This window comes from Streptomyces olivochromogenes (assembly GCF_021538895.1).
GTDB classification, from domain to species: Bacteria; Actinomycetota; Actinomycetes; order Streptomycetales; family Streptomycetaceae; genus Streptomyces; species Streptomyces olivochromogenes_A.
The window spans coordinates 1-26327 of sequence record NZ_JADDRL010000103.1 but is presented as its reverse complement, the minus strand read 5'-3'; the positions used below and the strand labels follow the sequence as shown (position 1 = coordinate 26327).

The following is a 26327-nucleotide window of genomic DNA, read 5'->3' as shown; positions in this document are numbered from 1 at the left end:
CCGCGCTGAAGCACGGCCAAGTGACGTCTCAACCCCGCACCGGCCTCCCCTTGGTCGCCGTCTGCTCACGTCAGCCCTGCGCATCTGGAGGCACCCAGCGAAGGCGTCCGGCGCATCTGCGCGGAATGAAGGACGGAAAGCGACAGCACGGACGAGCAGCCCCACCCCGCCGCCGCACACACCAAGCGCACGGCCACGGCCCCAGCAGAAGGGACATCCCGGGTACGAAGGCGGCGCCGTGCCGCAACGCCTGCCCGGCGAGGACCGCCAGGAATACGGCTCGCGGTGGCAGGGGGCGGTTCCGCAGCATTTGTTGAGCGAAGACCGCCCGGAATACGAACGGATCCTCGACGAGGCGCTGCGCTCCGCACCAAACCGACCGGAACTGGCCGCTGTGGGACAGCGGCTCACCCTCCAACAGCTGCGCACCATGGCGCTCAACGCCACCGCACTCATCACGGCGGCCGCGGCGCCCGAGTACCAGCACTACGTGAAGGTCCGCGAGGAACTGCGCGACCGGGCATTGTCCACCCCGTCCTCCGTAGCCGCGTCAGGCGCTACGGAGCCGGACGCGGACCGGATGGGGCTCGCCGCCACGCTTGGTGAGGCCGCCGAGACCGAGACTGAGCGTGTGGGCGCTGTTGCTGTCGTCGCGGTGCTGGCCCCTGTCTGCGCCGGCACAGCCGCCGCAATGCTGCTCCTCGTTGGGTATCTCCTGACGGTAGCCCAACCCCAGTCAGCGTTGGCCCGAACCATGATCACAACTGGTTGGGTGTTCGGCGCCGCGACCGCGGCCGCGGTCCTCGCTGCTGCGGTAGGACTCCTTCTCACCGCCCTGCGCAACGCTCCCTCGCTCCATTCGGGGCCATATGGCGAACTGAGCGGCGAGATGGAGCGGGCCAGGGCGACCTGGCGTGAGGCCCTGCTGGAGCGCGGCATCTTCCCCTTCCTGCAGTATGCCCTCGATACCCCCGGCACGGCGGCCGACCTGCACCGTACGGCACCTTCGGCGCCGACCGGCCGCATGCCTCGTCTCGGCTTCGACCGCCCGGGCTTCAGCAACCCCGACGACGGCTCGGCCTGGGGATCGCGCCCGAGCTTCACCAGCCCCGACTACACCAGTCCGGACTTCGGGGGCCCGGAACACCAGCAAGAGTGACCGGGCCGGAGATGAGCGGCTCCTCCCCCCACAACGTCGTTTCCGCTGGGAGCCGGCGGCGTGGCAAGGAGAGTCGAGCCGGAGTCGACGGCCTGGGCGACGTCCGCCTGCAGCGAGCCCGCCTCATTGAACCCGTCAATACCTCTGCAAGGCACGGTCTGGCTGGAACGCCCCGGCCCGCCGTACGGCCCCACCCGCACCACCATGGCCGACCCCGCCCTTGTCGAACTGGTCATCAGCCCCGACAGTGACGAGGCCGCCCGGGCCCGGGCACTGCGGCTCCTCTGGTTCGCCGCCGAGCTGCCGGTCCGCGTCGCCGCCGTACGGTCACCGGTCCCGCTCGACCGGGTCGGCGCGCTCGTCTGCCCTGGCCACCCGGTGAAGGTGGCGCCGCTCGCCGACGTGGGCGTGCTCCTGGTCATGCCCTTAGACGCGGCCCGCCTCCCGGCCGATGTGCGCGCGGTCGGTGCGGCCGGGAGCCCCGACCGTGCCGCGCAGCGTGGCATCGGGAACCAGCCCGGCGGGGAGCGGGACAGGCGGGCATGTCGGTCTGGGCGCCAGGGCATGCTCCGGGGACAGGATCCCGAAAGGTGCGCGATGGAGCCGAAGTCGCCCACAGCCGAGCTCTTCGAACTGGCCGGCCGGGTGACCGGACGGATCGTCACGTACCGCTTCGCGGTTTCGCACGTGGTGGGCCGAGACTGGACCGAGCTTGCCGAGGACGATGTAGTGGCCGCCCAACGACTGGTCATGGCCGACCTGAATCACGACATGGAACGCGCGTCCGTGCTGGCGCGCCTCACGGTCCTTGCAGCCGCGGCCCGATGGGGAGAGGACCGGGACTCGCCGTGGTGGCAGGCCGCAGACGTGTATGTAGAGGCGACACGCCAACGGTTGAGCTACGTGGCCGACGGCGACCGGCTCCACGAGGCCGTCGAGGTGGTTTCCCGTCAGATCGCGATCCTGGACGAGCGGCTCCACGATCTGCGTAGGCGCCGCTTCCGCCCTCGGGTCCGGGCGGCCCTGATCAAGCGCGAGGAACAGGAGTTGGCCGACACGCTGCAGGGAGCGGCAGCGCTCGTTCTGGGCCCCTACCTGGCGAACTACGACAAGCAGGCGGTATGGGAAACGCTCAACAACTGGGTCGATGTCGTCGGCCCCGGGCGCCGTCTTGTGCGGCCGACCCCGGACTCGGACGAGCCCTATCACTTCTTGCAGGGAGACCTCCAGGTCCGCGAGGACGCGGAGAAGATCCCCATGCCGTCTCCGGTCCGGGCCGCAGACGCCGCACTCGCCTACCTCGACAAGGCGCTGACCACGGCCCGGGGTCACATCAGAGGGCTCTGCCTGTTCAAGAAGGTACTGGCACTGGACTTCCTGTGGGCCGTGGGCGGCTACGGCGAGGACTTCGAGTTCGAAGACCTGATGCTCGACACGGCTAGGGAAGCGCTTGACCACCTAGACGGTGAGAAAGCTCCGGAAGACCGCATGATCCTTATCGAGCTGTTGGTCAGATACGGTGTCATACCCAAGCCGCGCCACCTTTCCGACCTGCTCGCCTCCCCGGTCAACGAACTCAGAGCTACGCACGGGCCCGGTGATGCCCTGAGGACCCTGATCATGCTGGGGGAGTTCGTGAGCGCTCCCGACATCCTCTCCGAGCTCAAGGCGAGTGCGGAGGAGATCTTGGACGACGTGGCCGACCGGCGGTTGATCCTTGGCTATTACGACATGATTGTGCACCGGTTCCCGGAGAACACGTTCCCTTGTCCGGGCAAGCACTACAAGGGCGACAGAGTTGCGGTAGAGAATTCCCTTCCGCAGTTACCGGCGATCCACCAGCGATCACCCTCCGCTGCTGCCGCGACCCTGCTCCACGTGATCAGCCATGTCCGGGACGCCGACATTCCCGTAGCGATGGCTCTGCTGGACAAGGTGTCGGAGTTGGACCCGGTGTTCGCCGGAGCACACAAATGGCTGATGCTCCACATATCGGTCAGCGCTGGGCGCCGGTACGCGGGACTGCTCGCCGAGTCGGGCAGGCTGCGCGAGGCGCTCCTGGCGTACGACGACATAGCTGAGGACCTGGGGCGACTTGTGGAGCACTTGCGCCTCCCCGCGACGCTGATGCAGGCCTTCGCCCACGAGGTCTTCCGTCGCTGCGGACCCGGTGAGCAGTCGGAGGAATCAGACCTCCTAGCCTCGCTCCTGCTCGCGGCACTCAATCCCGTGATGCGTTCACTCACGCCGTCCAGAACGCCGGAGCACGAGGATTTCGTCCATGGGTTCGGCGTTCTGGTCGACCAGAGGCTGCGAGTTTCGGACAGCTTCCTGACCTTCATACATCACTGCATGTTCAAAGGAGTTGACGTCGGCATCTTGCTCGACAACGCCCGGCGTCGGAACATCGGCCTGCTTTCCTCGCAGTTGCTCCAGGAGATCCGCGCCCGCGAGGCGGCCCTGGGGCCGTACGTCCCCCCGCGGATCGACGAGATCGAGGAGAGCGTTGAGTGGGTGCCGAGCGGCACATCCGCGCTGTACTACGTGACGCTCGGCGAGTCGGCGCCGGACTCCCGCGAGGATGGTTCCATGGCGAGCCTGCGCAAGGCGTTCGACCGATCCGTCACGAGCGACCTGCTGACGGATCTGCTGACTTCAGACCACCCTGGCCTCTCGACGCGGCATCCCATCACCGAACTTGATCGGATCAGGGACCTGCTTCCGAAGGACACGGTACTCGTCTCCCTGTTCTTGGGAGAGCTGTCGGGCACGGCCACGCAAGAAGTTCCGGTCAACAACTCCTGCCTCACCATGTTCACGATGACTGCCGACGGCTGGCAGACGTACCTGCTGCGTATGAATGGGATGGCCGGCGTGGTCGGGATCGGGAGTGGAGACCAGCTGTTGCGGTTTCATCCGCTGGCCGTCGATGTGGCCGAACTGCGTCTCCGCCTCACCGCCGACGCGCACAGTCGATCGGTCGGCCCGCATGCCAAGGGGCTGCTCGAACGCCACTACGGCCGGTTCGGCGGTCCCCCGGCGGAAGCTCTGGCGCGCTGGCGTGCCGAGGGCAGGACACACCTGTGCGTATGGCCGCACGGCCCACTGCACTACGTTCCGTTCCATCTCCTGCACCACGACGGCCGTCCACTGGCCGACGACTGGACAGTGACGACGATCCCGACCCCCGCTGTCCTGGCCAGCGCACCGTCGGCGTTGGCGGAACGCCGGATCGTGTTCGCCGGTACCCGCACCAGTCACCCGGGCTTCGGACTGACCGTGCAAGCCGCGGTGAGCGAACACGTGCAGAACCTCGCCGCCCGGGTACGGCCTAGCCGACTGCTCGTCGACGCCGAGGTCACCCCGTCGAGCCTGTTAGCGGCTGCCGAGCATGCCACCCACCTGCATATTGCCGCGCACGGGTCACACGACGCGGAAGCCGCCTGGTTCCAGTGTCTCTATCTCAATCCCGACCCCGACAACGACGGCAGGCTGTTCGCCTTCCAGGTCGCACAGGCGGATCTGAGCGCAGTCGACCTGGTCACTCTCAGCGCCTGCGAGTCGGCCATGGGCCGTTACGACCTCAACGACAACCTGCGCGGCCTGCCTGCCGCCTTTCTGCTGGCGGGAGCATCCACGGTCATCGGTGCCCTGTGGCCCGTGACAGCCGATGCCGCATCGACTTTCTTCGAACGGCTCTACATGTGTCTGAGTGCTGGCGACGGGAAACGGGCTGCATTCCGCACTGCTCAGCTGTTGACCCGGCAGCGCTGCCCGGCCTACAGGGACTGGGGGGCATTCACCTACATCGGCAGCTGGGACTGAGCGTGGGCGCCCCTATCGTGTCAGCTCCGTCACTGCGAGGAAGTGTGGGATCCGCGCCTTGAAGTGGAGGAAGCCGACACGCTTCTTTCTGATGGTTGCGGACAAGGACAGCACGGCATCGCATCGCACGCCTTTGGGCGTGTCGACGATGAGCGTGAGCTGATGCGGGTGGTCCAGTTCCTGCGGGGCAACGCGGCGGAACGACCACTGGACGGACGGCGTACCGACGCCGTCGGTAAGCAGGTAGGCCTCGCCCACCTCTCCCTGGCGACTGTGCTCTGCCTCGGGCTTCAACATACCGAAGTCGGCCTTGAAGGCGATCTTCGAACTGCGGATCTGGGGGGTGCTCAGCGTGAGCGGAGACATGCGCAGGACGACACCGGGTCTGGTGTGTGCGTGAGGTCCGGTGCTCACTGTTACCTCGAGGCTCGCCATGAGGATCGGTTCACCGGCCATGTGCCGGAAGTTGAGGTCCAGCAGCATGAGACCGAAGGTCCGGAGATGGGAGTTCTGCTCCCCGTACGGCTTGAGATCCTCGGGTAATTGGTCGGGAGTGAGCTGCCACACCGTCGGGTGGCCGAGATAGACCCGTTCCCGAACGATGTGCGGGTCGAACGGCCCGTGGAGCAAAGGAACGGGATCGAGTTCCAGCTCGACATAGGACGGTTCCGGCACATCGACTTCGAATTCCATGGTCCCCCAGGGTATTGGCTACCGTGCCATTGTCGTGTTGACATCGGTGACCGGACAGCGGGGCTTGTGGCGCGGCGCCGGTGCACCCCGGCGCCAGCGGCGGTGGAGCACGGTCGGCCGTGTGTACGGCGCATGTGGAACGCCTGGGCGGGCCAATCCCTGCTCCTGGATCTCCCAGCACTACCAGCCGCTGGCCTTCCGGTGAGGCCACAGCTTCCAACACCGCTGCGGTGGCCTCTCGGTACGGGTTCTGCGCCACTTGTCGACCTGCTCCAGCTGCAGCCTCGGCGGCAGGTCCTCCTCGGTCATCTCGCCGCGCTCCACGAGTTCCCGCCATACCCGGGCCGGCAGCTCCGGGCGCGGTGGACCCCACGCCAGCAGCGGTGCCTCGAACACCTGGTGCAGCCCGATCGCGGGCTGCTCACCGGCCCGTTCGTCCGGTCCGAGGACGTCGAGGTTCAGCCGGCGGTAGGCCTGTACCAGGCGCTGGCGGTAGCGGGTTACGGCCGCATCTGCCTCGGCTTCGGCACTGGAAGCAGCTTCGGTGCGGCGGCGGGTGTCCATGGTCTCCTGGTGGGCATCCTCCAGCAGCCGCTTCCAGTCCTTGTACGCCTCGCTCTGTAGCCAGGCCGGACGGACGTGGCTTTCAGGGGTGAGTGTTGAGGTGCCGATCCAGGATTCCCAGACGGCGACCACGGCCAGCACCTGCTCGAAGCTGTCCGGGCGTGGGGCGCTGAAGTCCTCCGGACGCCGTGGTGTCCAGCGGCTGGCTACCTTCCCCTCGAACGAGGAAGCACCTGGCAGCTTGGTCAGGCGCACCTGTTTCTCCAGCGCCTTCTGTAGCCCGCCGGCCCGGCCATGGGCCCGGTGTGCGGCCTCCGCGTCGGTGCGTAGCTTCCGCAGCCGCCGGTGCAGCGTCTGCCGGTGAACTCCCATGGCCTCCCCGTCCTGTACGGACCCCGTACCAGCCATCCGGTTCACCTCGGGTGCCTGAAACGGGTGGATCGGGCAGCCGCACGGCACGGGATCGACCTGCAGGTTAGTGCTCAATCCGCCGCACTCACCCCGCAATTGGAATTACTGCCCCCTGTGCGAGCGAGTCTCGAACCAACGCCGGGCCCGGCGATCCACATCTGTCCCGCAACCAGGGGAAAACGATCATGACTGTCCGTCGCCGCAAGCCCACCGCCACGCCACCCACCCAAAGCAGTCCCGCAGTCCGGCGCAGCGGATCCCGCGACATCGCGCCGCCGCGTCCTCTGTGGCGGGAAGCCGGCCGTCGCGCTGTGCTCGGTCTCGCCGGTTCCGCCGGAGCCGCCGCCGTCGCGGTCGTGAACTGGTGGATCACGCACCACTGAGGTCCGATCCTGGTAGGACGCCCCTGCGGGCCTGCGCTACCCGCGCGTGCCGGCACCGTGTGGCGGCCGCTGTCGACCCCGAAGGGCACCAGCACCATGGCACTCCTGGCCGAGTACAGCTGTAAAGCCGCCCCCGGCCGCCGCATCGTGGAGGTCTACGACGCGGACGCCTATCTCGGCGACGACGACGCCATGGCAGCCGCCCGCAGATAGGTGGTAGCCGGCGACGGCTACCACCTGTACCTGCGCAGCCTCCAGCCGGACATCGACGTCGAGGTCACCATCCGCATCTGGGACACCCCTCCCTCCGTGCCGGCCGAGGCCGAAGGCCACGTCGACATCAGCATCGAATCCGAGACCGGCATCCTTGTCGTTAACCAGCTCGCCCTTGGCCCTGCGGGCGACATGACCCTGCCGCGCCCCGGCGTCTATGAGGGCCACGCCTGGTGGGTCAATCGTCAGGCGGCTGCCGACTACTACGACAGCACCCTCGACCAGCTCACCAGCGAAACTCCCGACGGGTGGCTGATCGAAGCCTGGGACAACTGCCCTGTCACCGAACGCTATGTCCTGGACCTCGCCTACATCCGAGAACCCGAACCCGTTGATGACGAGGACTGGGCATAGGGCCAATCGCTGCCAGGTCGAGCGCCCCTGCGCACAACGCCCGCACCCGGAAGGTCCGGGTGCGGGCAATGGCTAGTGTCGGCTGGCCGTCAGTCGAGCTGGGCGACCTTGGGCAGGTCGCTGCCGGCCGCGGCGTCGGCGGGGGGAAGGGCGAAGGGATAGACGCGGACGTCGCTGATCGCGCCGTTGGTGTATTCACCGTACGTGCCGGACGAGAGCTTCCGGCCGATCTGCAGGGGGCCGGTGGCGTTCCATGGGGTGTAGGTCCAGTCCCTGGTGGCGGTGAGTTTGCCGTCGACGTAGAGGCGGATCTCCTTCGTGGAGGCGTCGTAGATGCCGACCAGGTGGGTCCACTTGCCGGTGGCGGCCTTGCTGCCGTAGGCGGCCCGCCAGACTGCGCCGCTGGCATCGGTGCTGTGCCGGCCGAAGGCCCAGACCTGGGCGCCGGAGGAGTAGTACAGCTGGAAGCCGTTGTTGGTGGTGCCGTTCTGGGACAGGAACGTGCTGTTGGCGGTCAGTGAGTTGAGCTTGACCCAGGCGGACACGGTGAAGCTCTTGGAGGTGTCCAGGGCCGGGCCGGTCGTGCTGCCGTAACCGGTGGTGCCGCTGAGGTTGAGGGCGTTGCCGCGGGTGGTGTCGGTCGTCCAGGAGTAGGCGCCGGACAGGGTGGCGTTCAGTGTTCCGGTGCTGTCGGCGGTGGTGGCGCCGGTGCCTTCGGCGAGTTTCCACCAGTGGGTGGCGGTGTCCGTGACTGAGCCCAGCGAGACCGGCGGGGCGAAGTCGTAGGTGGGCGGGGAGGTCAGGACCGGGCTCTGCCGGTAGTTGTACTCGACGAGTTGGCCGAAGGCGTCGACGGTGTACAGGTCGGGGATGCCGTCCGGGCCGCCGGGGTTGGTGTCGCCTGTCTGGACCGGGCTGTTGACGTCGCCGGGGGAGGCGACGACCGGGTAGACGGTCGGTGGCAGGGTGAGCCGCAGGCTGGTGTGTGTGGTCGGGTGGAGCAGGGTGGGGACCAGGGTGGTCGGGTCGATTGTGATCGGGTAGCTGTACAGGTCGCCGGTCGCCTTGTCGCGGGACCACAGGACCGGCTTGCCCTTGAAGGTGCCCGCGGCGATCAGGTTCTGGCCCGTCCAGTCGCCGTCGCCGAGCAGGATCGGGTTCTTCAGGTGGTAGCCGCCGTCGGACTGGTAGATCCACAGCTCCTTGTTCTCGACGGTGATGACGGCGGGGTAGTCGTTGGTGTTGCCGAAGACGTTGCCCGGAGCGATGAGCTGGCTGACGTTCCAGTTCTTGCTGTCGTAGTCGGTGCTGCGGCAGCGGGTGTCGTCGGCGACGACGTCGGAGGGCGCGCAGGCGTCCTTGACGACGTGGTCGAACCGCTTGTGGACGAAGCCGCCGAAGGTGGACCAGGGCGTTCTCGGGAAGGACGAGTCGTCGACGGGGTCCAGGTCGTTCTTGACGATGTAGAGGTTCCCGTTCGTCTTGTTGTACGCCCACAGGTCGTCGCCGTTCGCGCCGTGCAGGTTGCCGCGGTGGGCGATCAGGTAGTTGTCCCAGCCGGTGCCGTCGGGGGAGTCCTCCTTGGTGGACACGGTGACCGGGCCGGTGACCGTCGGCGGGGTGCCGGTGACCGGGTCGCTGTGGACCGGGGTGGTGGCCTGGGCCGGGTCCCGGTCGCCGGGAATCAGGTCGAGGTCGCCGGTCTTGGTGGTGGCGAGCAGGTCGGGCACGCCATCGCCGGAGATGTCACCGGGTTTGATCGTGGTGGCCGGGTCCCACGGCACCGTGAAGGTGTAGCTGGCGGGGCTGGTGGAGATGTTGCCGGCCTTGTCGACGCCGGCCACGTACAGGGTGTGCACGCCCCAGTCCTGGATCGGGACCGGGATGGTGGCGGTGGACCGGCCCTGGCTGTCGGTGCCGGAGACCGTGGCGGGGTGGCTGTCGGCGGCGGTGGGGGGCGAGTCGAGCTGCCACAGGAAGGACGCCATGCCGCTGGACTTGCAGGCGCTGGGGGTGCAGCTGTCGTCGGAGGCCGGGCTGTCGGTGCCGGCCACGGTGAAGTTGGTGGTTTTGCCCGGGCCGGCGTAGACGGGGTCGCCATCGCGCGCGGTTCCGACCTGCGGGAAGGCGGGGTTGCCGGAGATGTCCGGGGTGGGCGGCGCGGTGAAGTCGGTGTTGAACCAGCAGTGGTCGGACTTGCCTGAGGTCAGGTTCTGGTCGGGTGAGTCGTCCTCGGCGTAGACGTCCCAGCCGTATTGGTGGCCGTCCTTCAGGGTGGCGCCGATCTTCATCGCGGCGTCGGTGCCCGAGGCAAGGAAGGCGCTGTCCGGGGTCGAGACGGAGGCGCCGTTGCCGTCGAGGTCGGGGTCGACCGTGCGGTCCCAGACGTAGTAGTGCGCCTTGACGTTCTCGCCGGAGATCTGGCTGGTGACGGTGGAGTGCAGGGTGATGTCGCTGCCGGCGTCCGAGTAGGTGGTGGCGCCGATCCAGCCCACGCCGCTGGTGGTGCAGGCGGCCGAGGCGCCGGTGGCCGGCGGGGTGGTGTGCAGGTTGCTCGGTATGCCCGGCGGGATGTCGAACTTGGTGGTGAGGGTCAGCGTGGTCGACATGCGCAGGTAGTCGTCGTTGCCTGAGGTCTGCGACTCGTTGCCGTACAGGCCGATGGTCCAGGTGTTGGTGCCGTCGCCGAAGATGCCGTTCGCGTCGTAGCCGTTGCCGTCCTGGTCGGCGATCTTTTGGGCCTGGTCCTTGACGTGGAAGGTGGCGGTGCTGTTGCTGCAGGAGCTGCCGGAGTTGGCGCCGCTGGGCACGGTGTCCGTCACTGGCGGGAAGGCGGTGTCGTGGACGCCGGGCCGGGAGAGCCAGTCGGTGCTGGAGCTGATCGCGTTGGTGGTGTGGAGGGTGAGCGGCTGGTTCTGGCTGCAGTTGTAGCTCGCTGCGAACGTGGTGGAGATCTTCACGTAGGCGTCGTAGACGACGAACGAGGAGTGCAGTCCGCTGGTGTTGATCGCCCAGTAGGAGCGTTCCAGGCCGACGCCGCAGGCGCCGCCCCACCGTTGGTAGCCCGCGCCCTGGCCGTTGGTCTGCGCCTTGTCGTACTGCGGTGAGTTGTCGCAGGCCGAGCTGGAGTAGACCTCGGTGTAGTGGCCGGCGGTGGAGGAGTCCGGGTTGGTGTACTTGTCGATGTACACCGGATAGGTGGTGTCCGAGTCGGTGAGCATGCCCGCGTCCGGGGTCAGCGTCACGGCCTTGCTTGTGGCGGTCATGGCGACCGGCTCGGTGTCGGCTCCGGGGCCCGGGCCGTCCACGGACGAGGTCAGTTCGGCGGCCGGGCCGTCGGTCTTCGAGGGTGTGGGTGTGGTGCCCGAGTCCCACATCACTGGCTGGGGGCTGGTGTAGGCCAGGTCGCCGTCGGCGGCGGTGGCGGTCATGGTGTCGCCGTCGGTGGTGGCCAGGTCGAGGCCGTGGGTGTCGGCAGCCAGCGTGAGCTTCTTCAGTTCGGGGTTCGCCGCCGCGTCCTGGTCGTGCACGACCAGGACATCGCTGAAGCCGCCTTGGTCAGTGACCGACACCGACAGGTCGACGCCGGGCAGCACCGAGGGATACAGCGCGGTGTCGCCGCTGACGTCCGGCTTGGGCAGCGTGAACGGCAGGGTCAGAGCCATGCTGGGTCCGTCGGCGTGGGTGAGGGTGACCAGCGGGCCGTCGCCACCGCCGGAGAGGGTGACCCCGTTCGGGGTGGCCGTGGGTGCGTAGCCGCCATGGCCGTCGGAGACCAGGGTGGGGTCCAGCGAGGTCCACTCGCCGTCCTTGAACACCCGGGTGGGCAGCGCGCTGGTGGTGTTGGTGAAGGTGCCGTCCGGCAGTGCCTCGGTGGTGGAGACCTCCGTGGTCACTGCGTCCACCGGGACGGTCTTTCCCGTGGAGAGGGCCTCCGCCCGGGCCGCCAGCAGCGGGTCGGCCGGGGTGGTGGAGATTTCGTCGGCGACCGCGGGCAGTGCGGGGAGGACCGTCACCAGGCTCAGCGCGGCGGCGAACAGGGCCAGTTGGCTGGCTGGAAATGCGCGTCTACGGCCGGTGCGTATCGGTGGTCTCAACACCTTGCGGGCTTCCTTCGGGTCGCGGGCAGCGGGGTGGGGGAAGCCCGGTTGCCACAGAGATCTGAGAAGTGATCATTTTCGGCACAGAAACTACACAGCATCTGTCATGAACACGCATGGTCTTTCCCTGGAAACGGCAAAGGGTCTTGAGGCGTGATCATGACCGAATCTAGCCTCCGGTCGATCACTCACCTGTGATCTGACTGCGTGTGACGGCCCTTCAACGGGCCTGTCGTTGGGGGTATGCGTGAGTGGCAGACGGCGCTGGTTCGCGGGAACGTGGCACCGGAGATTCTTCGGCGTACTGGGGCTGTGGACCATTCCGGTCGCCCTGCTCGCGCTCCTGCTACCGGTGGCGATCGCCGGGGGCTTCGGCATGCCGGGCTTCCTCCCCGGCCACTCGGACGACGACGGATTCGGCCACCACGGCGGCTTCAAGTTCGACGGCACGGTGTGGCGCCCCAAGAAGCTTCCCGCCACCAAGGCCGTAGGGGCGCACCTCCTGCAGCCGAAGACGTCCAAGCACCCCAAGGGGTACAAGCCGCTGGACACTTACCGGGCGCAGCCGGCCCGATGGCCCAAGCCCGGCACCGCCGTCGTCGACCTGGACGCGCACGGCAAGACCAAGCCGGTCAAGGCGGGTGCCCTGCCCGTCTGGGTGGCGCCTGCCGACACCGCGCACGGTGTCGATTCCGTGCGGGTGCAGGCCGCGTCCCACACCCAGACGCTGCGGACCGGCGCCAACGGCATGCTCCTCGGCATCACCCCCTCCGGCACGACCTCCGCTCGCGGCCGGGTGAAGGTGGTCATCGACTACTCGGCGATAGCCCGGGCGTACGGCGGGGGTTACGGTTCCCGACTGCGGCTGGTGCAACTGCCAGGCTGCGCGCTGACCACCCCGCAGAAGGCGGAGTGCCAGAAGGCCACCCCGCTGAAGTTCACCAACCGGGCCTCCGCAAAGCAGCTGACGGCGACGGTCACCATGCGCTCCGCGTCCGGCAACGACGAAGGCACGGACGATTCCAAGTCGGGCAACGACAAAAGCAGTTCGCAGCCGACCGCCGGCGCGAACCCGTCACAGCCCGCCGGTGACACCGATACCGCCGCTTCCCCGGAGCCGACCCAGACCACCGCGTCCCCGGAGCCGACCCAGAGCACGCAATCCCCGAAGCCGACCCAGAGCGCACACGGACCGACCACGATGTCGGCCCGCACCGCACCGCTGAGCGCGGACGCTGCCGCCGGCACCACGGCGCTCGCCGTGACCTCCGGCACCTCCGGCTCCCAGGGTGACTACGGGGCGACCGAGCTGTCGGCCGCCGGTACCTGGCAGGCTTCCGCCACCGGCTCGTTCACTTACGCCTACCCGATCTCCGTGCCGTCCGCGGTCGGCAGTAACGCGCCGTCCGTCGGCCTGAACTACGATTCGCAGACCGTCGACGGCGAGACCACCGCACGCAACTCCCAGGCCTCCTGGGTCGGAGACGGCTGGACCTACCAGGTCGGTTCTGTGGAGCGGGCTTACCGCAAGTGCGGCTCCCTGCTCGACTCCAGCGGAGACAAGATTGTCAACGGTTCCGGTGATGAGTGCTGGGGTGGGGACAACGCCACGCTGTCCTTCGGCTCGCACTCCGGAACGCTCGTGCCCGACGGGGTGGACTCGAGCGTGCCCGGGGAGATCAAGCAGTGGCGGCTGCAGGGTGACGACGGCACCCTCGTGCAGGAACTGTCCGGCGCCGACAACGGTCTGCACGACGGTGTCTACTACCGGGTCCTGACCACGGACGGCACCGCCGCCTACTTCGGCGCCGACCATTCCCCGAGCGGCGCAGGCAGTGCCACCATGCCCGCGAACCCCGCCGACTCCTCCACGCACTCCGCCTGGGGCGTCCCCGTCCTGCACCCGCGCTCGACGGACCCGTGCCACGACGACACCAAGGGCAAGGCCTCCCAGTGTGACAAGCCGGAGGGCTGGCGCTGGAACCTCGACTTCGTGGTGTCGCCGGCCGGATTCGTGCAGCGGTACGACTACACCACCGAATCCAACTACTACGACCTCGGCGGCGGCCAGGCGGCCGAGTCGAGCGATCCGGACGACACCGGCACCCTGACCTCGTACACCCGCGGCGGAGCGCTGACCCTGATCTCGTACGGCTACACGCTGGCCGACGAACAGGCCGGGCGCTCCCCGGCCGCCGAGGTGGACTTCGGCCTGGCCCAACGGTGCCAGACCACCAGCACCTTCACCGACTGCTCGGCCTCGAATCTCAAGGACAGCACCGCGACCCACTGGCCGGACGTGCCATGGGACCTGCACTGCGACTCGACGGACAAGACCAAGCTCCCGGACGGCGCCACCACCGTCCCCGACGACGTGTGCATCACGTCGGGACCCAGCTTCTGGACCACCACCAGGCTGGCCTCCATCACCACCAAGGTCCATGTGAAGGCGACCGACCAGCTCACCGCGGTCGACTCCTACAAGCTGGGCCACGTCTATTCGGACGCGGGCGGCACCGTCGACCCGGTCACCGGCACCACGGTGGACCCCAAGGACGCCGGAATGCTGCAGGCCGTGATGTGGCTGCAGTCGATCCAGCACACCGGCAAGGACACCTACAACAACGGCAACGACGACATCACGCTGAACCAGGTGTCGTTCACCGGCACGGAGATCGACAACCGGGTCAACGACGACTCCCCGTCCGCACCGCCGCTGTACCGGCCGCGCATCTCCAGCGTGCAGACGGAGACCGGTGAATCCATCGCAGTCGAGTACAACTCGGCTCCCTGCGCGGGCCTGACCCTCTCGATCTCCCAGGCAGACAGCAACACCCACTCCTGCTACCCCGTCTACTGGACCGTTCCCGGCGCCTCGAAGCCCATTACGGACTGGTTCAACAAGGTCACCGTGAACAGCGTGGCCGTGTCCGACCTGACCATCGCCGGCCAGTACAAGCCGGACGCCCAGAACAACCCGGCCGGCTCCGAGGCCCAGATCTCCCGCTACAGCTACTCGGGGCCGGCCTGGCACCGCGACGACTCGGCGCAGACCGACGACCAGTACCGCACCTGGGACCAGTTCCGCGGCTTCCGCACCGTCACCGTGCAGACCGGCCAGGCTCCGGAACCGGTCACCCAGCAGACCACCACCTATCTGCAGGGCATGGACGGCGACTACAAGGCCGACGGCACCCGTCGCTCCGTCACCGTCGACGCCAAGGTCGGCGGCAACACCGTGCTGAGCGTCACCGACGCCGACCAACTGGCCGGCACCACGCTGCAGGACGACACCTACACCCAGGCCGGCGGCACGGTCGACGCCGTCAGCGTCAACGGCCCGTTCACCTTCACCACCACCGCCTCCGCCAACCAGACCCCCTGGACGGACTGGACGCAGGAGGACAACCCCGGCGAGACCAAGCCGCCCCTGTCCACCCTGCCCGACCTCACCGCGTACCGGCTCAAGTCCAGCAGCTCCATGCAATACGAGCACCTCGCCAACGGGACCTGGCGGCACACCAAGGCCGACACCGCGTACGACAGTCAGGGCCGCCTGTCCACTGTCAACGAGCACGGTGACGGCGTCGACCCGGACCAGGAGAAGTGCGCCACCACGACCTACGCGACGCCGCCGTCCGGTAACTCGATGGCCCTCGCCTATCCGGATCAGGTCACCGCCGTCAGTGGCCCGTGCGGCACCGCGCCCAGCGCCACCACGCTGCTGTCCGACAGGAAGCTCTACTACGACGGTGACGGCAGCCTCACGAACCTGGGCACCTTCGGGCAGCTCGAGCAGACCGGCAGCACGGCGATCGGTCGGGTCACCGCCGTGCGCACGGCCACCGGCTACACCGGCACCACGGAAAACTGGCAGACCAACTCGGCGATGAAGTACGACGGCGCCGGGCGGATCACCGACACGCTGGACGTCACCGGGCAGAACACCCACACGGCCTTCACCCCGCCCTGGACCTCCGCGGGCGGCAATACCAACCCGACCGACATCACCACCACCAACTCCCAAAACTGGACGGTCACTTCCTCCCTCGACGCGCTGCGCGGACTGCCCACCGAGAACGTCGATGCCAACGGCCGCAAGACCGAGATGACCTACGACGCGCTCGGCAGGCGCACCGCGGTGTGGCTGCCCGGCCGGGACAAGGCAGCCGGCCAGAGCGCGGACCGCACCTTCGAGTACTCCATCAACCCTGGCGCCGTACCCGCACCCGGAGACACGATCACCCAGCCCGGCGCACCGACGTCCGTCACGGCGAAGACTCTGCGCGAGGACGGCACGTACGCCACCTCGATCACGATCTACGACGGCATGCTGCAGCCGCGGCAGGCACAGGCCACCGCGATGGGCGACTCGAACTCGGGCCGGATCATCTCGGACACCTTCTACGACTCGCACGGCTGGCAGGTCGCGGCCTACGCCCCGTACTCCGAGCCGAACAACTTCCCCTCGACCACGCTGTACGCGGCGAACGAGAACCAGATCCCCTCGGAGACCACCACCACCTACGACGGCCAGGGCCGGACCCTCAAGCAGACCCTCTGGCACCAGGCCGTCGAGCAGTGGCACACCTCCACCAGCTACCCGGGGGCCGATGAGGTCGACACCACGGCACCTGCCGGGGGCCGTTCCACCGCCTCCTTCACCAACGCCATCGGCCAGACCACCAGCACCGTGGTGAAGAACACCGGCTCCACGGTCACCCTGCCCGGCGGCTCGGTGATTCCCTCGGGCACCTCGCTGACCTCCAACAGCGTGCGTCTGACGATGCAGGCGGACGGCAACCTCGTGCTCTCCTCCCTGGCGACCGGCGCGACGATCTGGTCCTCCGCCACCGGCGGTCACCCCGGCGCCTGGGCCAAGTTCGGCACCGACGGCAACCTGGTCATCTACAGCACGGCCGCGGCCCAGCTGTGGACCACCGGTCTGACGGCCACCACCGGCGCCACCTTCCAGGTGCGCAACGACTCCACCGTGGCCGTCGTCGCCTCCGGCGGCGCCATGCCGTGGAAGCAGGGCACCGCGGGCAACCTCCCGGCCGCCGACGCCACCACCCGCTACACCTACACCCCCGCGGGCCGGGTCGAGTCGATCAAGGACAACGCGGGCAACACCTGGTCGTACACCTACAACCTGCTCGGCCAGAAGCTCACCCAGACCGACCCGAACACCGGCACGACCACGTTCGACAAGTACGACGTGGCCGGCAACCTGCTGCAGACCACCGACGCGCGCGGCCAGGCACGGTCCTTCACCTACGACTGGGACAACCGCGCCACGGCCGAGTACGCCGCCGCCTGGTCGGCCACCCCGGACGCGTCCAAGCTGCTGGTGTCCCATGTGTACGACACGCTGGAGAAGGGCTACGAGACCTCAGCCACCCGTTACGTCGGGGGCGCCTCGGGATCGGCGTACACACAGGCCGTCACCGGTTACAACACGGCCTATCAGCCGCTCGGAACCACGCTGACGATCCCGGGCACCGACGGCTTCGCCGCGGCCGGGCAGAGCAGCGCCCCCGCCACGGGCAACGTCACCTACACGTCCACTGCCCGCTACACCCCGAACGTCGGGCTGCTCTCCACCGCGCACTACCAGGCGGACGGCAACCTGCCGGCCGAGGACATCGACTACGGCTACACCCAGCAGGGCAATCTCGACGGCATCGGCGGCTTCATCAACTCCGCCAACACGCCCGCCTATCTGGACACCGCCGTGCACGACGCGTTCGGGCGGGTGCTGCAGGCCAACTACGGGCCGGTGGGCAAGGAACTGGCGACTTTCGCCCAGTACGACGCCACCACCGGGCGCGTTACCCAGAACAGCAGCATGGTGCAGACCTCGGCCACGGCCCTGGACGTCGTCAACCTGCGCTACAACCAGGCCGGCGAACTCACCGCCATTGACGACCTGCAGAACAACACCACGCACGACACCCAGTGCTTCACCTACGACTCCTTCCAGCGGCTGACCGCCGCCTGGACGGACACGGCCGGCATCACCGACCCGAACGCGGCCACGCCCGGCGCGATCGGCGGCTGCAACACCGCACGCGTGCAGACCACCACCACTGCCCCCATCAAGACGACGACGGTGGGAGGTCCCGCCCCCTACTGGCAGACCTACACCTACGACCAGCTCGGCGACCGCACCGGCATGGTCAACCACGACACCACCGGCAACGCGCTCAGCGACACCACCCAGAGCGTCGCCTACCCCGGCGTGAACGGCACGACGCCCGCGACGCTGCCCGACCAGGCGGGGACCGCCACCCTCACCAACCCGGCCGGTACGGCGACCACCACGTCGACGTACACCGACCCTGCCCACGGCAACGTGAACGCCGGCGACACCATCAGCCGGAAGGTGACGGCTGTCGGCCCGCTGACCAGTTCCTTCACCATCTCCGGCGGCGGCAAGCGCTGCGTCGACGATGCGGGGGGCTCCACCACGGCCGGCACCAAGGTGCAGATCAACACCTGCAACGGTGCCACCAGCGAGAAGTGGACGATCGGCACCGACGGCACGGTGAAGGTCCTTGGCATGTGCCTGGACACCACGGGCAACGCGACCACCAGCGGCACCCTCGTGGTGATCGACACCTGCAAGACCGACGCCACCCAGAAGTGGAAGGTCACCACCACCGGCACCCTGGTCAGCAACGCCAACAGCGCGATGTGCCTGACCGACCCGGGAGCCTCCGCCACCACCGGCACCCAGCTGACCCTCGCCACCTGCGGCGGCAGCGGCCAGACCTGGACCAACGCTCAGAGCGGCGCCGTCCCGGCCGGCCAGAGCCAGACCTTCACCTATGACGCCGAGGGCCGCACGGCCACCGTGGCCACAACCTCCGGCACCCACACCAACACCAGCAAGTACCTGTACGACGCCAAGGGCGGCCTGCTGGAGCAGACCGCCGCGGTCGACGGCGTGGACAAGACCCGCATCCTCTACCTCTTCGGCGGCGCCGAGCAGATCACCCTCAACGTCGCCGCCAAGACCTGGACCGGCCTGCGCAACATCACCGGCCCCGACGGCACCACCGTCACCCGCTCCACCACCGGCACCGTCACCTACCAGGTCCCCAACGGCCAGGGCACCGCCCTGACCGCCGTCGACGCCTCCACCCTGGCCGTCACCCGCCGCTCCTACGACCCCTGGGGCAACACACGCGGCACCAAACCCAGTTCCTGGGTCGCACCCGACGAGAACCACGGCTTCCTCGGCCAGCCCGCCGATCCCGTCACCGGCCTCAACCTGCTGGGCGCCCGCAACTACGACCCCGTCGTGGGCCGCTTCCTGACCCCCGACCCGCTCTTCGAGGCGGGTGACCCCAACCAGATGGGCGGCTACACCTACGCCGGCGACGACCCGGCGTCGGGCAGCGACCCGACCGGCACCATCAAAATCAACTCCGACGGCACGCAGTGCAGCGGCGGCTGGAAGAAATGCGGTCCGGGAACCGGTGGCGGAGGCGGCACCTCATCACACGAAGGCACCACCAAAACCTCCAGCGGCAACAGCGGTAACACCGGCGGCACGGGTGGCGGCGGCTGCAACCAGGCATCCAAGTTCGGCTGCGACGTCTCCAACGCACAGCACGACACGACGCCTCCACCGAACGCCGAGCAAGTCGTCGATGTCCTGGGCCTGTCCGTAGTGAGCTTCGCGATCGCCACCAGCTTCTCGGCCTGTGAAGTCGACACGGCCTTCTGGGCGAGTCCTGCCTGCATCGCCGGAGCGGGCGAAGCCTTCACCGCCGCGTGCGCGGGAATCATGGGCGACTGCGGGCCCGGCGCAGGGCGCCCGGGCGAAGAGGCCGGCCAAGACTCTCCCAGGCGCGCTGCCGCGGGAGAAACGGCAGGCGCCGAAACCAAGGCCGTCAACGAAGCCGCCGCCGACGTGGCCGACATCACCGCTGCGAAGCGCGCCAACGCGCAGGAACAAGCTGTCCAGGCGGAAACGGAAGCGACAAGACCGAGCAAGCCGGAAGCAGGCAACGCAGGCACGAAGGAAGCCCGCTGCAGCTTCTCACCCGAGACGCCCGTCCTCATGACCGGCGGCAGGACCAAAGCGATCGGCAAGATCAAGGTCGGCGACAAGGTTGAATCAGCCGATCAAAAGACGGGCAAGCACGTAGGCGCCCGCACGGTCCAGCACGTGTGGATCAACCACGACCACGACCTGCTCGACCTCACCATCCGCACCAAGGACGGCCACGCCGCCACCATCCACACCACCGCCAACCACCCCTTCTGGGACGACACCACACGCACCTGGGTCCCCGCTGGCAAACTCCATCACGGCGACAACCTCAACACCCCCACGGGCCACGACGCCTACGTCGTCGCCACCCACCCCACACCCGGCGCTGCCAACCGCTGGAACCTCACCGTCCAGCAACTCCACACGTACTATGTTGTGGCGGACGGCACGTCGATCTTGGTCCACAACACGAATTGCCCAACCAAGAGCCCAGACGAACTCCGTGCAGATGCGCAGGCCTTGCACGACGCAGGGATTCGAAATATTCAGGATCCGCCGTCCACTGGTAACCGGAAAGCAGACCAGGGCATCACGGTTGCGACTGGTCAGCTTGGTGGACGGCTTGTTTACGCCGTAAGTAATAACGCTACAACGCCGGAGATGCGCACCCTTGCCCAATCTCTGGGGTATGAGCGAATTCACGGAGCCGATTATGTTACTCCGGGCCTTGAAACTCATGCCGAGCAGATTCTGTTCAATGCCATTGAAGACGGGACACTTGAGGGCGCAGGCACTATCGCTCCGTCAAGGCCAGCATGTGGGCCATTGCGTCAAGACTGTGCCGGCCGAGCGGTCAACTTCCCGGGGGTCAATCTAACTGACCAACCCCGGATCTCCCCGTGGGATCGGTAGTAAACTGCCCCTGCGACGCCGCGCCGCGCCGCCTAAGTGACGCGGCGCGGCGCTGACCTGTACGAATGAGATCGGTGGGTGCACGTGCTTCTTTGGGATGCAGAGAGCCGTTCGTGGGGAGCGTTGATCGAGCCGCTCTCATCCACGGGCAAGCGGATACTTTCTCTTGATGCGATTGAGCTCTGTTTCACATCATTTAGACCATCTTTTGAAGGATCATTCGCCCCAGAAACCGTAGGATTTGCACGCGAAGCCTTGGCGCTGTTGCGTCAGAGGATTCAAGAAGATTCTCTCGGTGTGCCTGAGGGTGAGTTCTTCGATAACCTTTATGCTCTTCAAGAGCGAGACCATTCACCTGGGACAGCGTCTATCGTTATGGCGATTTCTGAGTACGCTGATTCAATGAGCCGTTCCCTCTCGGCCTCCGACGTCCTTGCTATCATGTCGGCATGCTATGAGGCGGTCCTGAATAGTGAACGGATTCCTCGTGTTACGGCAGAGGCCGAGCGAGGGAACGAAAACTGCGTGCGCCTAATTGCTGCTCAGCGGACCTTGATTGATTCAGCTGCGAACGCATAAGTGGCCCGGTCCACGATAAGCGGCCCGTCGAGTGGATCACTCGGCGGGCCGCTTCAATCGTCTGCCAGCAGTAGCTCACGCACGGCTCCGCCGAGGAGATCACCACTCTGCTCCACGACGTGCGGGCTTCCCGCGCAATGCCCGGACGGCGGCGCAGTGAGCGACGCGATGCATATCGTCCTGGACGACACCGCCATGGCCGCAGTCAGCCAAGGCAACGTCCTTGCCTCCCGGTTAATCCACCGCACCCACGTGGAGTCCGGCTGGTACCTCTACGCCCCGGTGTGCGCCCTGGTCGAAGCCGACCGCGCCCGACCTGGTACGGCAGAGCACCTTGCGGCCCTGCCCGGCATCACCGTCCTGGACCTTGATCTGCCTGCCGCCCTGGCCGTGGCCCGGCAGGACACGTGGGCTGCTGCGCATGCCCAATACGCGGCGCAGCCCACCCCTGACCGTCCCGACGGTGCAATCATCGCCACCACTGCCCCTGAGCGGTGGGTCGGCCAGTCGGTCCGCGTTCTGGACCTCACCCCCTGATCGCAGCAAAGCGTCGCTCTGCCGGCCAGCTGGGGCAGCCGCGCGTGAGCGGATGTGAGCCGACGGCAGCGACTCAAGCGACCGAGCAGGGCAAGTCCTCCGAGGCCAGCCGGAGGTGAGCCGGCTGGCCTTGGCGGCGGCGCACGCGGTGCGCTTCCTGGCCGAGTACGGATGAACGTCGCCAATTGCCCGATGATGAGTACTTCGTAGCAAGGCGCGTAGTCGTGGATGGGGTGCTTGGCGGGCATGGCCGATGACTTCGGCCATGCGCAGCGCCTGGAGTAGGTCGGAATGATGAGCCTGGCGGCCGGGAAGCAGGCGATGCGGCGACGGTGTCAGGGCCCCGTGCTGCGGGCACCAACGGTCGATGCTTCTCCTGCTGCTGATTTCACTCATCGGCAACGAGCCCATGAAGTTGAAAAATTGCCAAAAAATCGCTTGTTGAGAAATCACATAATGCGGCCCCTGTCCTTGGAGCAATCTCCCTCAGGGGAGGGAGGTTGGCCCTCCGATAAAGGGGCGTGCACACGGCATAGCTCGCGGGTAGATTTGGGGCGATCTCGAGCGTGCCCAGGCCACGGGGGTCTGCCGGGAAATGTCGGGGTCAGGGAGGGCCGTTATGACCCGACGAATTAATACGGAAGGTCCGGCTTGTTCGTACCGGCGCACGGGACACAATCCCGCGCTAGGTGCGAGGAGGCTGGAGAGCCTGACCGAGCGGGAGCGTGAAGTGTTCCTGCTACTCGGGACAGGCTTGGGCAACCGGGAACTGGCTCGGGAGCTGGGAATCGCAGAGCGCACCGTGAAGGCGCACATCGCGAACATCGTGGACAAGACCGAGCAGGAGACCCGTACACAGGCCGCGATCCTTGCTGCGCTGGCCCACGACGAGTTGTGTTCGGATTCGGCATGTACGCGGCGCCTGGGGAAGACCCTGGAGCAGAGCCGGAAGTCCACGGCCGCATAGCAGGGTTCTGTGTTGGCCCCGAGCGGGCGCGGGTGTGCACTGGCTGCACGGATCCCAGGATGCACTCCCATTCGGGCAATGCCCCATGGGACACCTCCCCAACAGACGTGGCGGCAGCGGAAATTCGCGCCTATGTTCGATCACTCAGGCAGGTCGGCAGATCACGGAGATGCGATGAGCAAGGATGCCACCTCGTTCACGGTCGCCGCTGCGGCCGAGGCAGAGATGGTCGCCATCTCGGACCCGGCACAGGCCGCGCAGCAACCCCTATGTCCACGCCCGGCTGGAACGCGTGCGCGCACCTCACGTGCGCATGCCGATGGATGGCAGCGCCTGGAACCACGCAGGCTTCATCGTGGCCGAGTGCGCCGTCATCGGCGGTCCGGCCGCCAGCGCTAGGACAACACGCACGGCTGCGGCCGAGGGTGCGTGAGTCACGCCGGGCTGGTCCCTGCCGACATCAGCGAGTGGCTGCGGCGCATCCGCGACGCAGCCACTCGCTGATGTCCCTTTCCCGTACCGAAGGAGAAACATGAGGCCCTTTCGGGCAAATGCAAGCTCTCGTATCCGGAAAGCCTTAATCGTCGCAAGCTCGGTTTTGGTCGCGACTGCCGCCTACATCACGGCCCCCGCGACGCCCGCGAACGCCGTACCGGTGGCCGGTTCTGCACCAGCCAAGGGGTGCAGAACCCTCAGTTCCACGCAGACACGTCTGGTCGGGGCGGACGGGAAGACCGTGCCGCCGTCGGCTTCCGCAGCCGTGCGAGCCGCAGCCGGGAAGGAGTTTAGGTACCGCCTGCCGGGCGGCGCGACCATGTCGACGATCGTCCCGCCTCAGGGTTTCCGGCCGCAGACAGCAGGGCCCGCGACGGCGCGCGCCTACGGCTTCGACGCCCCGGACAACCCGAAGGCTCTGGCGGCGTGGCGGGCCAAGTACCAGGGGTACCGTGAGACCATCCCGTCTGTGCCGTGCGTGGGGCCGTCCGGCAAGTCGGCACTGCGATTCGCCACCTACAGCGGTAACTGGGGCGGCTATGTGGCCACCGGACACTCCAACTACAACGAGGTCTACGACGACCAGAACATCCCCAGCTACTCTGCGAGTTGCGGCCCCAACCGCAGCACGCTGGCGGCCCCGTGGATCGGCCTCGGTGGTTATCACCAAACTGGGAAGCTGATCCAGCAGGGCTTCGCCTCGGGCTCCGGCACGGCCACTCAGGGGGCCTCGCTGTGGTACGAGTACCTCAATTCGTCGCACCAGAACCCGCCCGTCTGGATCGGGCGCACGAACAAGACCGGACACGTCATCTCGCAGTACATGACCTACAGTCGCGGAAAGGTCGGGTTCCACTGGTACGACCGGACCGCCGGATCCGGCTGGTCACCCGTCAACGTGTCCGGTCTTTCCAGTTACTACGACGGGACGACTGCGGACTTCATCACGGAGCGGCCGGCCGGTTACAAACTGCGTAAGTTCAGTCGGCAGACGTTCAGCGCCGCCGGTGCCAGGTACGGCAGCACCTTCAAGGATCTCTTCAAGCTGCCGACCACCGACGTGCGGCTGACGACCAGCGGCTCCTCGTCCGGTGCGGCCATGATTACCAACCACCGCTCCAGCTCCAGCAAGTTCGACCAGACCTGGAAGCGCTGCTCCTAGCGTCTGGCGTGCCGTGCCGGGGTATCGCCGGGAGCCGCCGTGTGCTCCCGGCGATACCGCTATTGGGGGCACTCGTGCGCGGTTGGTTACTTGGTCGTGCGGAGCCTCACCTTATGACCGTCGGCCGTGACCGCGTACCTGACGGGCGAGCCTTTGCCGGTGACCGAACAGTAGACGGCGACGGTGCCGCCGGGAACGTCGGGCAGAACGTCCCCGGGTTTGGTGTTCTTGGCCGCCAGGTGCTTCGCGCGGACGTGTTCGACGGTGGTGAAAGTGCCGGTAAAGGCGGACTCGCGTCCGAGCGCCTTCCTGCACACGGACGTCATGGAGGCGCGCGAACTGATCGTGGTGTCCTCGCGCCACAGAGCAACGAGCCGCTTGTGGCTGTCCAGGAACCGCAGCGTTCGGGCCCCCGAACCATCCGGATCGTCCACGGCGACGGAGGCGGTCCGCGCGACCGCGTTTTGGAGATCGGGCGGCGGCGTGGTGAGCATGGGGCACGACTGGAACCGTCGTGGCGGCACCGTGGCGTTGAACGAGCCGTCCGGCTGCAGAGTGAAGCTGCCGCCGACCTGAGGGCCGCAGGCGCTGTTCACCTGCCATGCATTCGGTTGCCCGTCGGCGCCAATGATGATGTTCGCCGGAATGCCGCTGGCGTCGCGCCACGACGCGACGTCACGACCGTCGATCCGGATGGCGATCCACCGCCCGCCGAGGCCTTCGGCGGTCAGGGCTGAGGTGCCGAAGCTGGGAGTGGCCACGGTGTTGCTCCTGCCGTGGTCCGCCTGCGTTACGACGGCCACCGATCCGGCGAGGGCCACGACGCAGGCGAACACGCCGGCGACGGCAAGGCGTCGACGCTGGCGCCGCCTCGTCCCTGAGCGGACCGCTTCGTCGATATCGATGTGGCCGGCGGGAGCGCTGATGCTGATGGCCGCGATACGCGCGGCGAGTTCGTCCGGCGCATGGTGGGGGTTCACGATGCTCCTTCGATCCTGGTCGGTCGTACGTCCTTGGTGGGTCGCGTCCGGAGCACGGAGCGCAGAGCCTCCAGGCCGCGGCTCGTCTGGCTCTTGACGTTGCCCGGACTCGTCCTGAGCAGGGCCGCGGCCTGCTCGACGGACAGATCCTCGAAGAAGCGCAAAACGAGCACGGTCCGCTGCCCGACCGGGACCGTCAGCAGCGCGGCGATCAGCTCGTCGTCACGCTCGTCCATACTGGCGTGCGGGTGTGCGTGTAACGAGGCCACATCCGCCTCGCTGATCTCACGTCTGGCCGGTCGACGTCGGTAGTCGGTGTGCAGGTTGCACAGGATCCGACGGACGTACGCACGCGGATCGCCGCCTGCTACCACCTTGCCCCACCTGGAGTAGAGCCGACCGAGCGCGTCCTGGACGAGATCATCGGCGAGGTACCAGTCACCGCAGAGCAGAAATGCCGTCGTCCGCAGGCGCGTTCGATGCTCGAGCACCCAGGTACGGAACTCGCTCTCGCGGGAATGATCGGTCACGCTCTTCCTCGTCTCACGCATCGAAGCGTCGGACCCACGTAGACCCAGATCCGCCTCTCCCTACGCCCTACACGGAACCCGCGCCGCCTAGGGTTGCACGGGGCAACGAACTTCCTGCCCAAGCCTTGATCTGCATGACTCATTGATGAACAGCATCAGCGCCAGACCCGATGTTCACGAACGACGCCGCCCCCTTTGTCAGGGGGCGGACGTTGTCGGGAAGACCCAACGCGCGGCTGCCCGGGGCTCACTGCCCGTGCAGGCCCCACTTGTCGAGCCCCGAGTACACGAGTGCCACGCGGCGCACGCGGCCGGAGAAGCATTCCGCCTCGCCGTTGTGCAGCGCCACCAGCGAGTCCGGGCCCCGCCACCACGTGTCGACGATGCCCCGTACCTCC

The 26327-nt window shown here is 67.5% G+C and carries 13 protein-coding genes; 8 read left to right on the top strand and 5 right to left on the bottom strand.

All coding sequences use genetic code 11. The features are described from left to right. Positions 1 to 238: 238 nt before the first annotated feature. Entirely contained in the window at positions 239 to 1159 is a 921-nt protein-coding gene (locus IPZ69_RS36050; RefSeq protein ID WP_235458910.1) for a hypothetical protein, read from the top strand. Positions 1160 to 1363: 204 nt separating this feature from the next. Further along, positions 1364 to 4984, top strand: a complete 3621-nt coding sequence (locus IPZ69_RS36045; protein WP_235458909.1) for a CHAT domain-containing protein — start codon at positions 1364 to 1366, stop codon at positions 4982 to 4984. Between the two features lie 12 nt (positions 4985 to 4996). Here the strand turns inward: IPZ69_RS36045 and IPZ69_RS36040 are convergent, their stop codons facing one another. Both IPZ69_RS36040 and IPZ69_RS36035 read right to left on the bottom strand, forming a co-directional pair. Next, on the bottom strand, positions 4997 to 5677 hold the full coding sequence (locus IPZ69_RS36040; protein WP_235458908.1) for a hypothetical protein: 681 nt from the start codon (positions 5675 to 5677) through the stop codon (positions 4997 to 4999). A gap of 180 nt (positions 5678 to 5857) precedes the next feature. After that, a complete protein-coding gene (locus IPZ69_RS36035; protein ID WP_235458907.1) occupies positions 5858 to 6649 on the bottom strand; it encodes a hypothetical protein in 792 nt (263 codons plus the stop codon). Between the two features lie 599 nt (positions 6650 to 7248). On the opposite strand from IPZ69_RS36035, the gene IPZ69_RS36030 reads away from it, so the two are divergent. Continuing rightward, positions 7249 to 7662 carry a hypothetical protein gene (locus IPZ69_RS36030; RefSeq protein WP_235458906.1) on the top strand — a complete coding sequence of 138 codons (414 nt, stop codon included), beginning with the start codon at positions 7249 to 7251 and terminating at the stop codon, positions 7660 to 7662. Positions 7663 to 7751: 89 nt separating this feature from the next. Here IPZ69_RS36030 and IPZ69_RS36025 read toward each other — a convergent pair whose 3' ends face one another. Then, the gene (locus IPZ69_RS36025; RefSeq protein ID WP_235458905.1) at positions 7752 to 11759 is read right to left on the bottom strand and encodes a LamG domain-containing protein; all 4008 of its coding nucleotides are present in this window, start codon (positions 11757 to 11759) and stop codon (positions 7752 to 7754) included. Positions 11760 to 12009: 250 nt separating this feature from the next. Between IPZ69_RS36025 and IPZ69_RS47560 the strand changes: the two genes are divergently transcribed. The 5 genes from IPZ69_RS47560 to IPZ69_RS36000 all read left to right on the top strand — a co-directional run bounded on the left by IPZ69_RS47560 (position 12010) and on the right by IPZ69_RS36000 (position 24419). Then, positions 12010 to 20679 (top strand): ricin-type beta-trefoil lectin domain protein, encoded by an 8670-nt coding sequence (locus tag IPZ69_RS47560; protein WP_235458904.1) that lies wholly within the window; start codon positions 12010 to 12012, stop codon positions 20677 to 20679. Between the two features lie 78 nt (positions 20680 to 20757). Beyond that, complete coding sequence (locus IPZ69_RS36015; protein ID WP_235458903.1) at positions 20758 to 21258, top strand: hypothetical protein; 501 nt, start codon at positions 20758 to 20760, stop codon at positions 21256 to 21258. Between the two features lie 168 nt (positions 21259 to 21426). Then, positions 21427 to 21795, top strand: a complete 369-nt coding sequence (locus IPZ69_RS36010; protein ID WP_235458919.1) for a hypothetical protein — start codon at positions 21427 to 21429, stop codon at positions 21793 to 21795. 619 nt (positions 21796 to 22414) lie between these two features. Further along, on the top strand, positions 22415 to 22762 hold the full coding sequence (locus IPZ69_RS36005) for a response regulator transcription factor (RefSeq protein WP_235458902.1): 348 nt from the start codon (positions 22415 to 22417) through the stop codon (positions 22760 to 22762). Positions 22763 to 23576: 814 nt separating this feature from the next. Further along, positions 23577 to 24419: a G1 family glutamic endopeptidase gene (locus IPZ69_RS36000; RefSeq protein WP_235458901.1), complete on the top strand. Its 843-nt coding sequence runs from the start codon at positions 23577 to 23579 to the stop codon at positions 24417 to 24419. Between the two features lie 86 nt (positions 24420 to 24505). Here the strand turns inward: IPZ69_RS36000 and IPZ69_RS35995 are convergent, their stop codons facing one another. Together IPZ69_RS35995 and IPZ69_RS35990 are read right to left on the bottom strand one after the other, a co-directional pair. Continuing rightward, a complete protein-coding gene (locus IPZ69_RS35995) occupies positions 24506 to 25399 on the bottom strand; it encodes a hypothetical protein (RefSeq protein ID WP_235458900.1) in 894 nt (297 codons plus the stop codon). Continuing rightward, positions 25396 to 25929 (bottom strand): SigE family RNA polymerase sigma factor, encoded by a 534-nt coding sequence (locus IPZ69_RS35990; RefSeq protein WP_235458899.1) that lies wholly within the window; start codon positions 25927 to 25929, stop codon positions 25396 to 25398. Before IPZ69_RS35990 ends, IPZ69_RS35995 begins: the two co-directional genes overlap by 4 nt. Positions 25930 to 26327 lie beyond the last annotated feature (398 nt).

Bases quoted from the DNA above. Each gene is read 5' to 3' on its own strand.
- IPZ69_RS36045 (WP_235458909.1), top strand. From the start codon at position 1,364: ATGGCCGACCCCGCCCTTGTCGAACTGGTCATCAGCCCCGACAGTGAC.
- IPZ69_RS36040 (WP_235458908.1), bottom strand. From the start codon at position 5,677: ATGGAATTCGAAGTCGATGTGCCGGAACCGTCCTATGTCGAGCTGGAA.
- IPZ69_RS36035 (WP_235458907.1), bottom strand. From the start codon at position 6,649: ATGGCTGGTACGGGGTCCGTACAGGACGGGGAGGCCATGGGAGTTCAC.
- IPZ69_RS36010 (WP_235458919.1), top strand. From the start codon at position 21,427: ATGCATATCGTCCTGGACGACACCGCCATGGCCGCAGTCAGCCAAGGC.
- IPZ69_RS36005 (WP_235458902.1), top strand. From the start codon at position 22,415: ATGACCCGACGAATTAATACGGAAGGTCCGGCTTGTTCGTACCGGCGC.
- IPZ69_RS36000 (WP_235458901.1), top strand. From the start codon at position 23,577: ATGTCGACGATCGTCCCGCCTCAGGGTTTCCGGCCGCAGACAGCAGGG.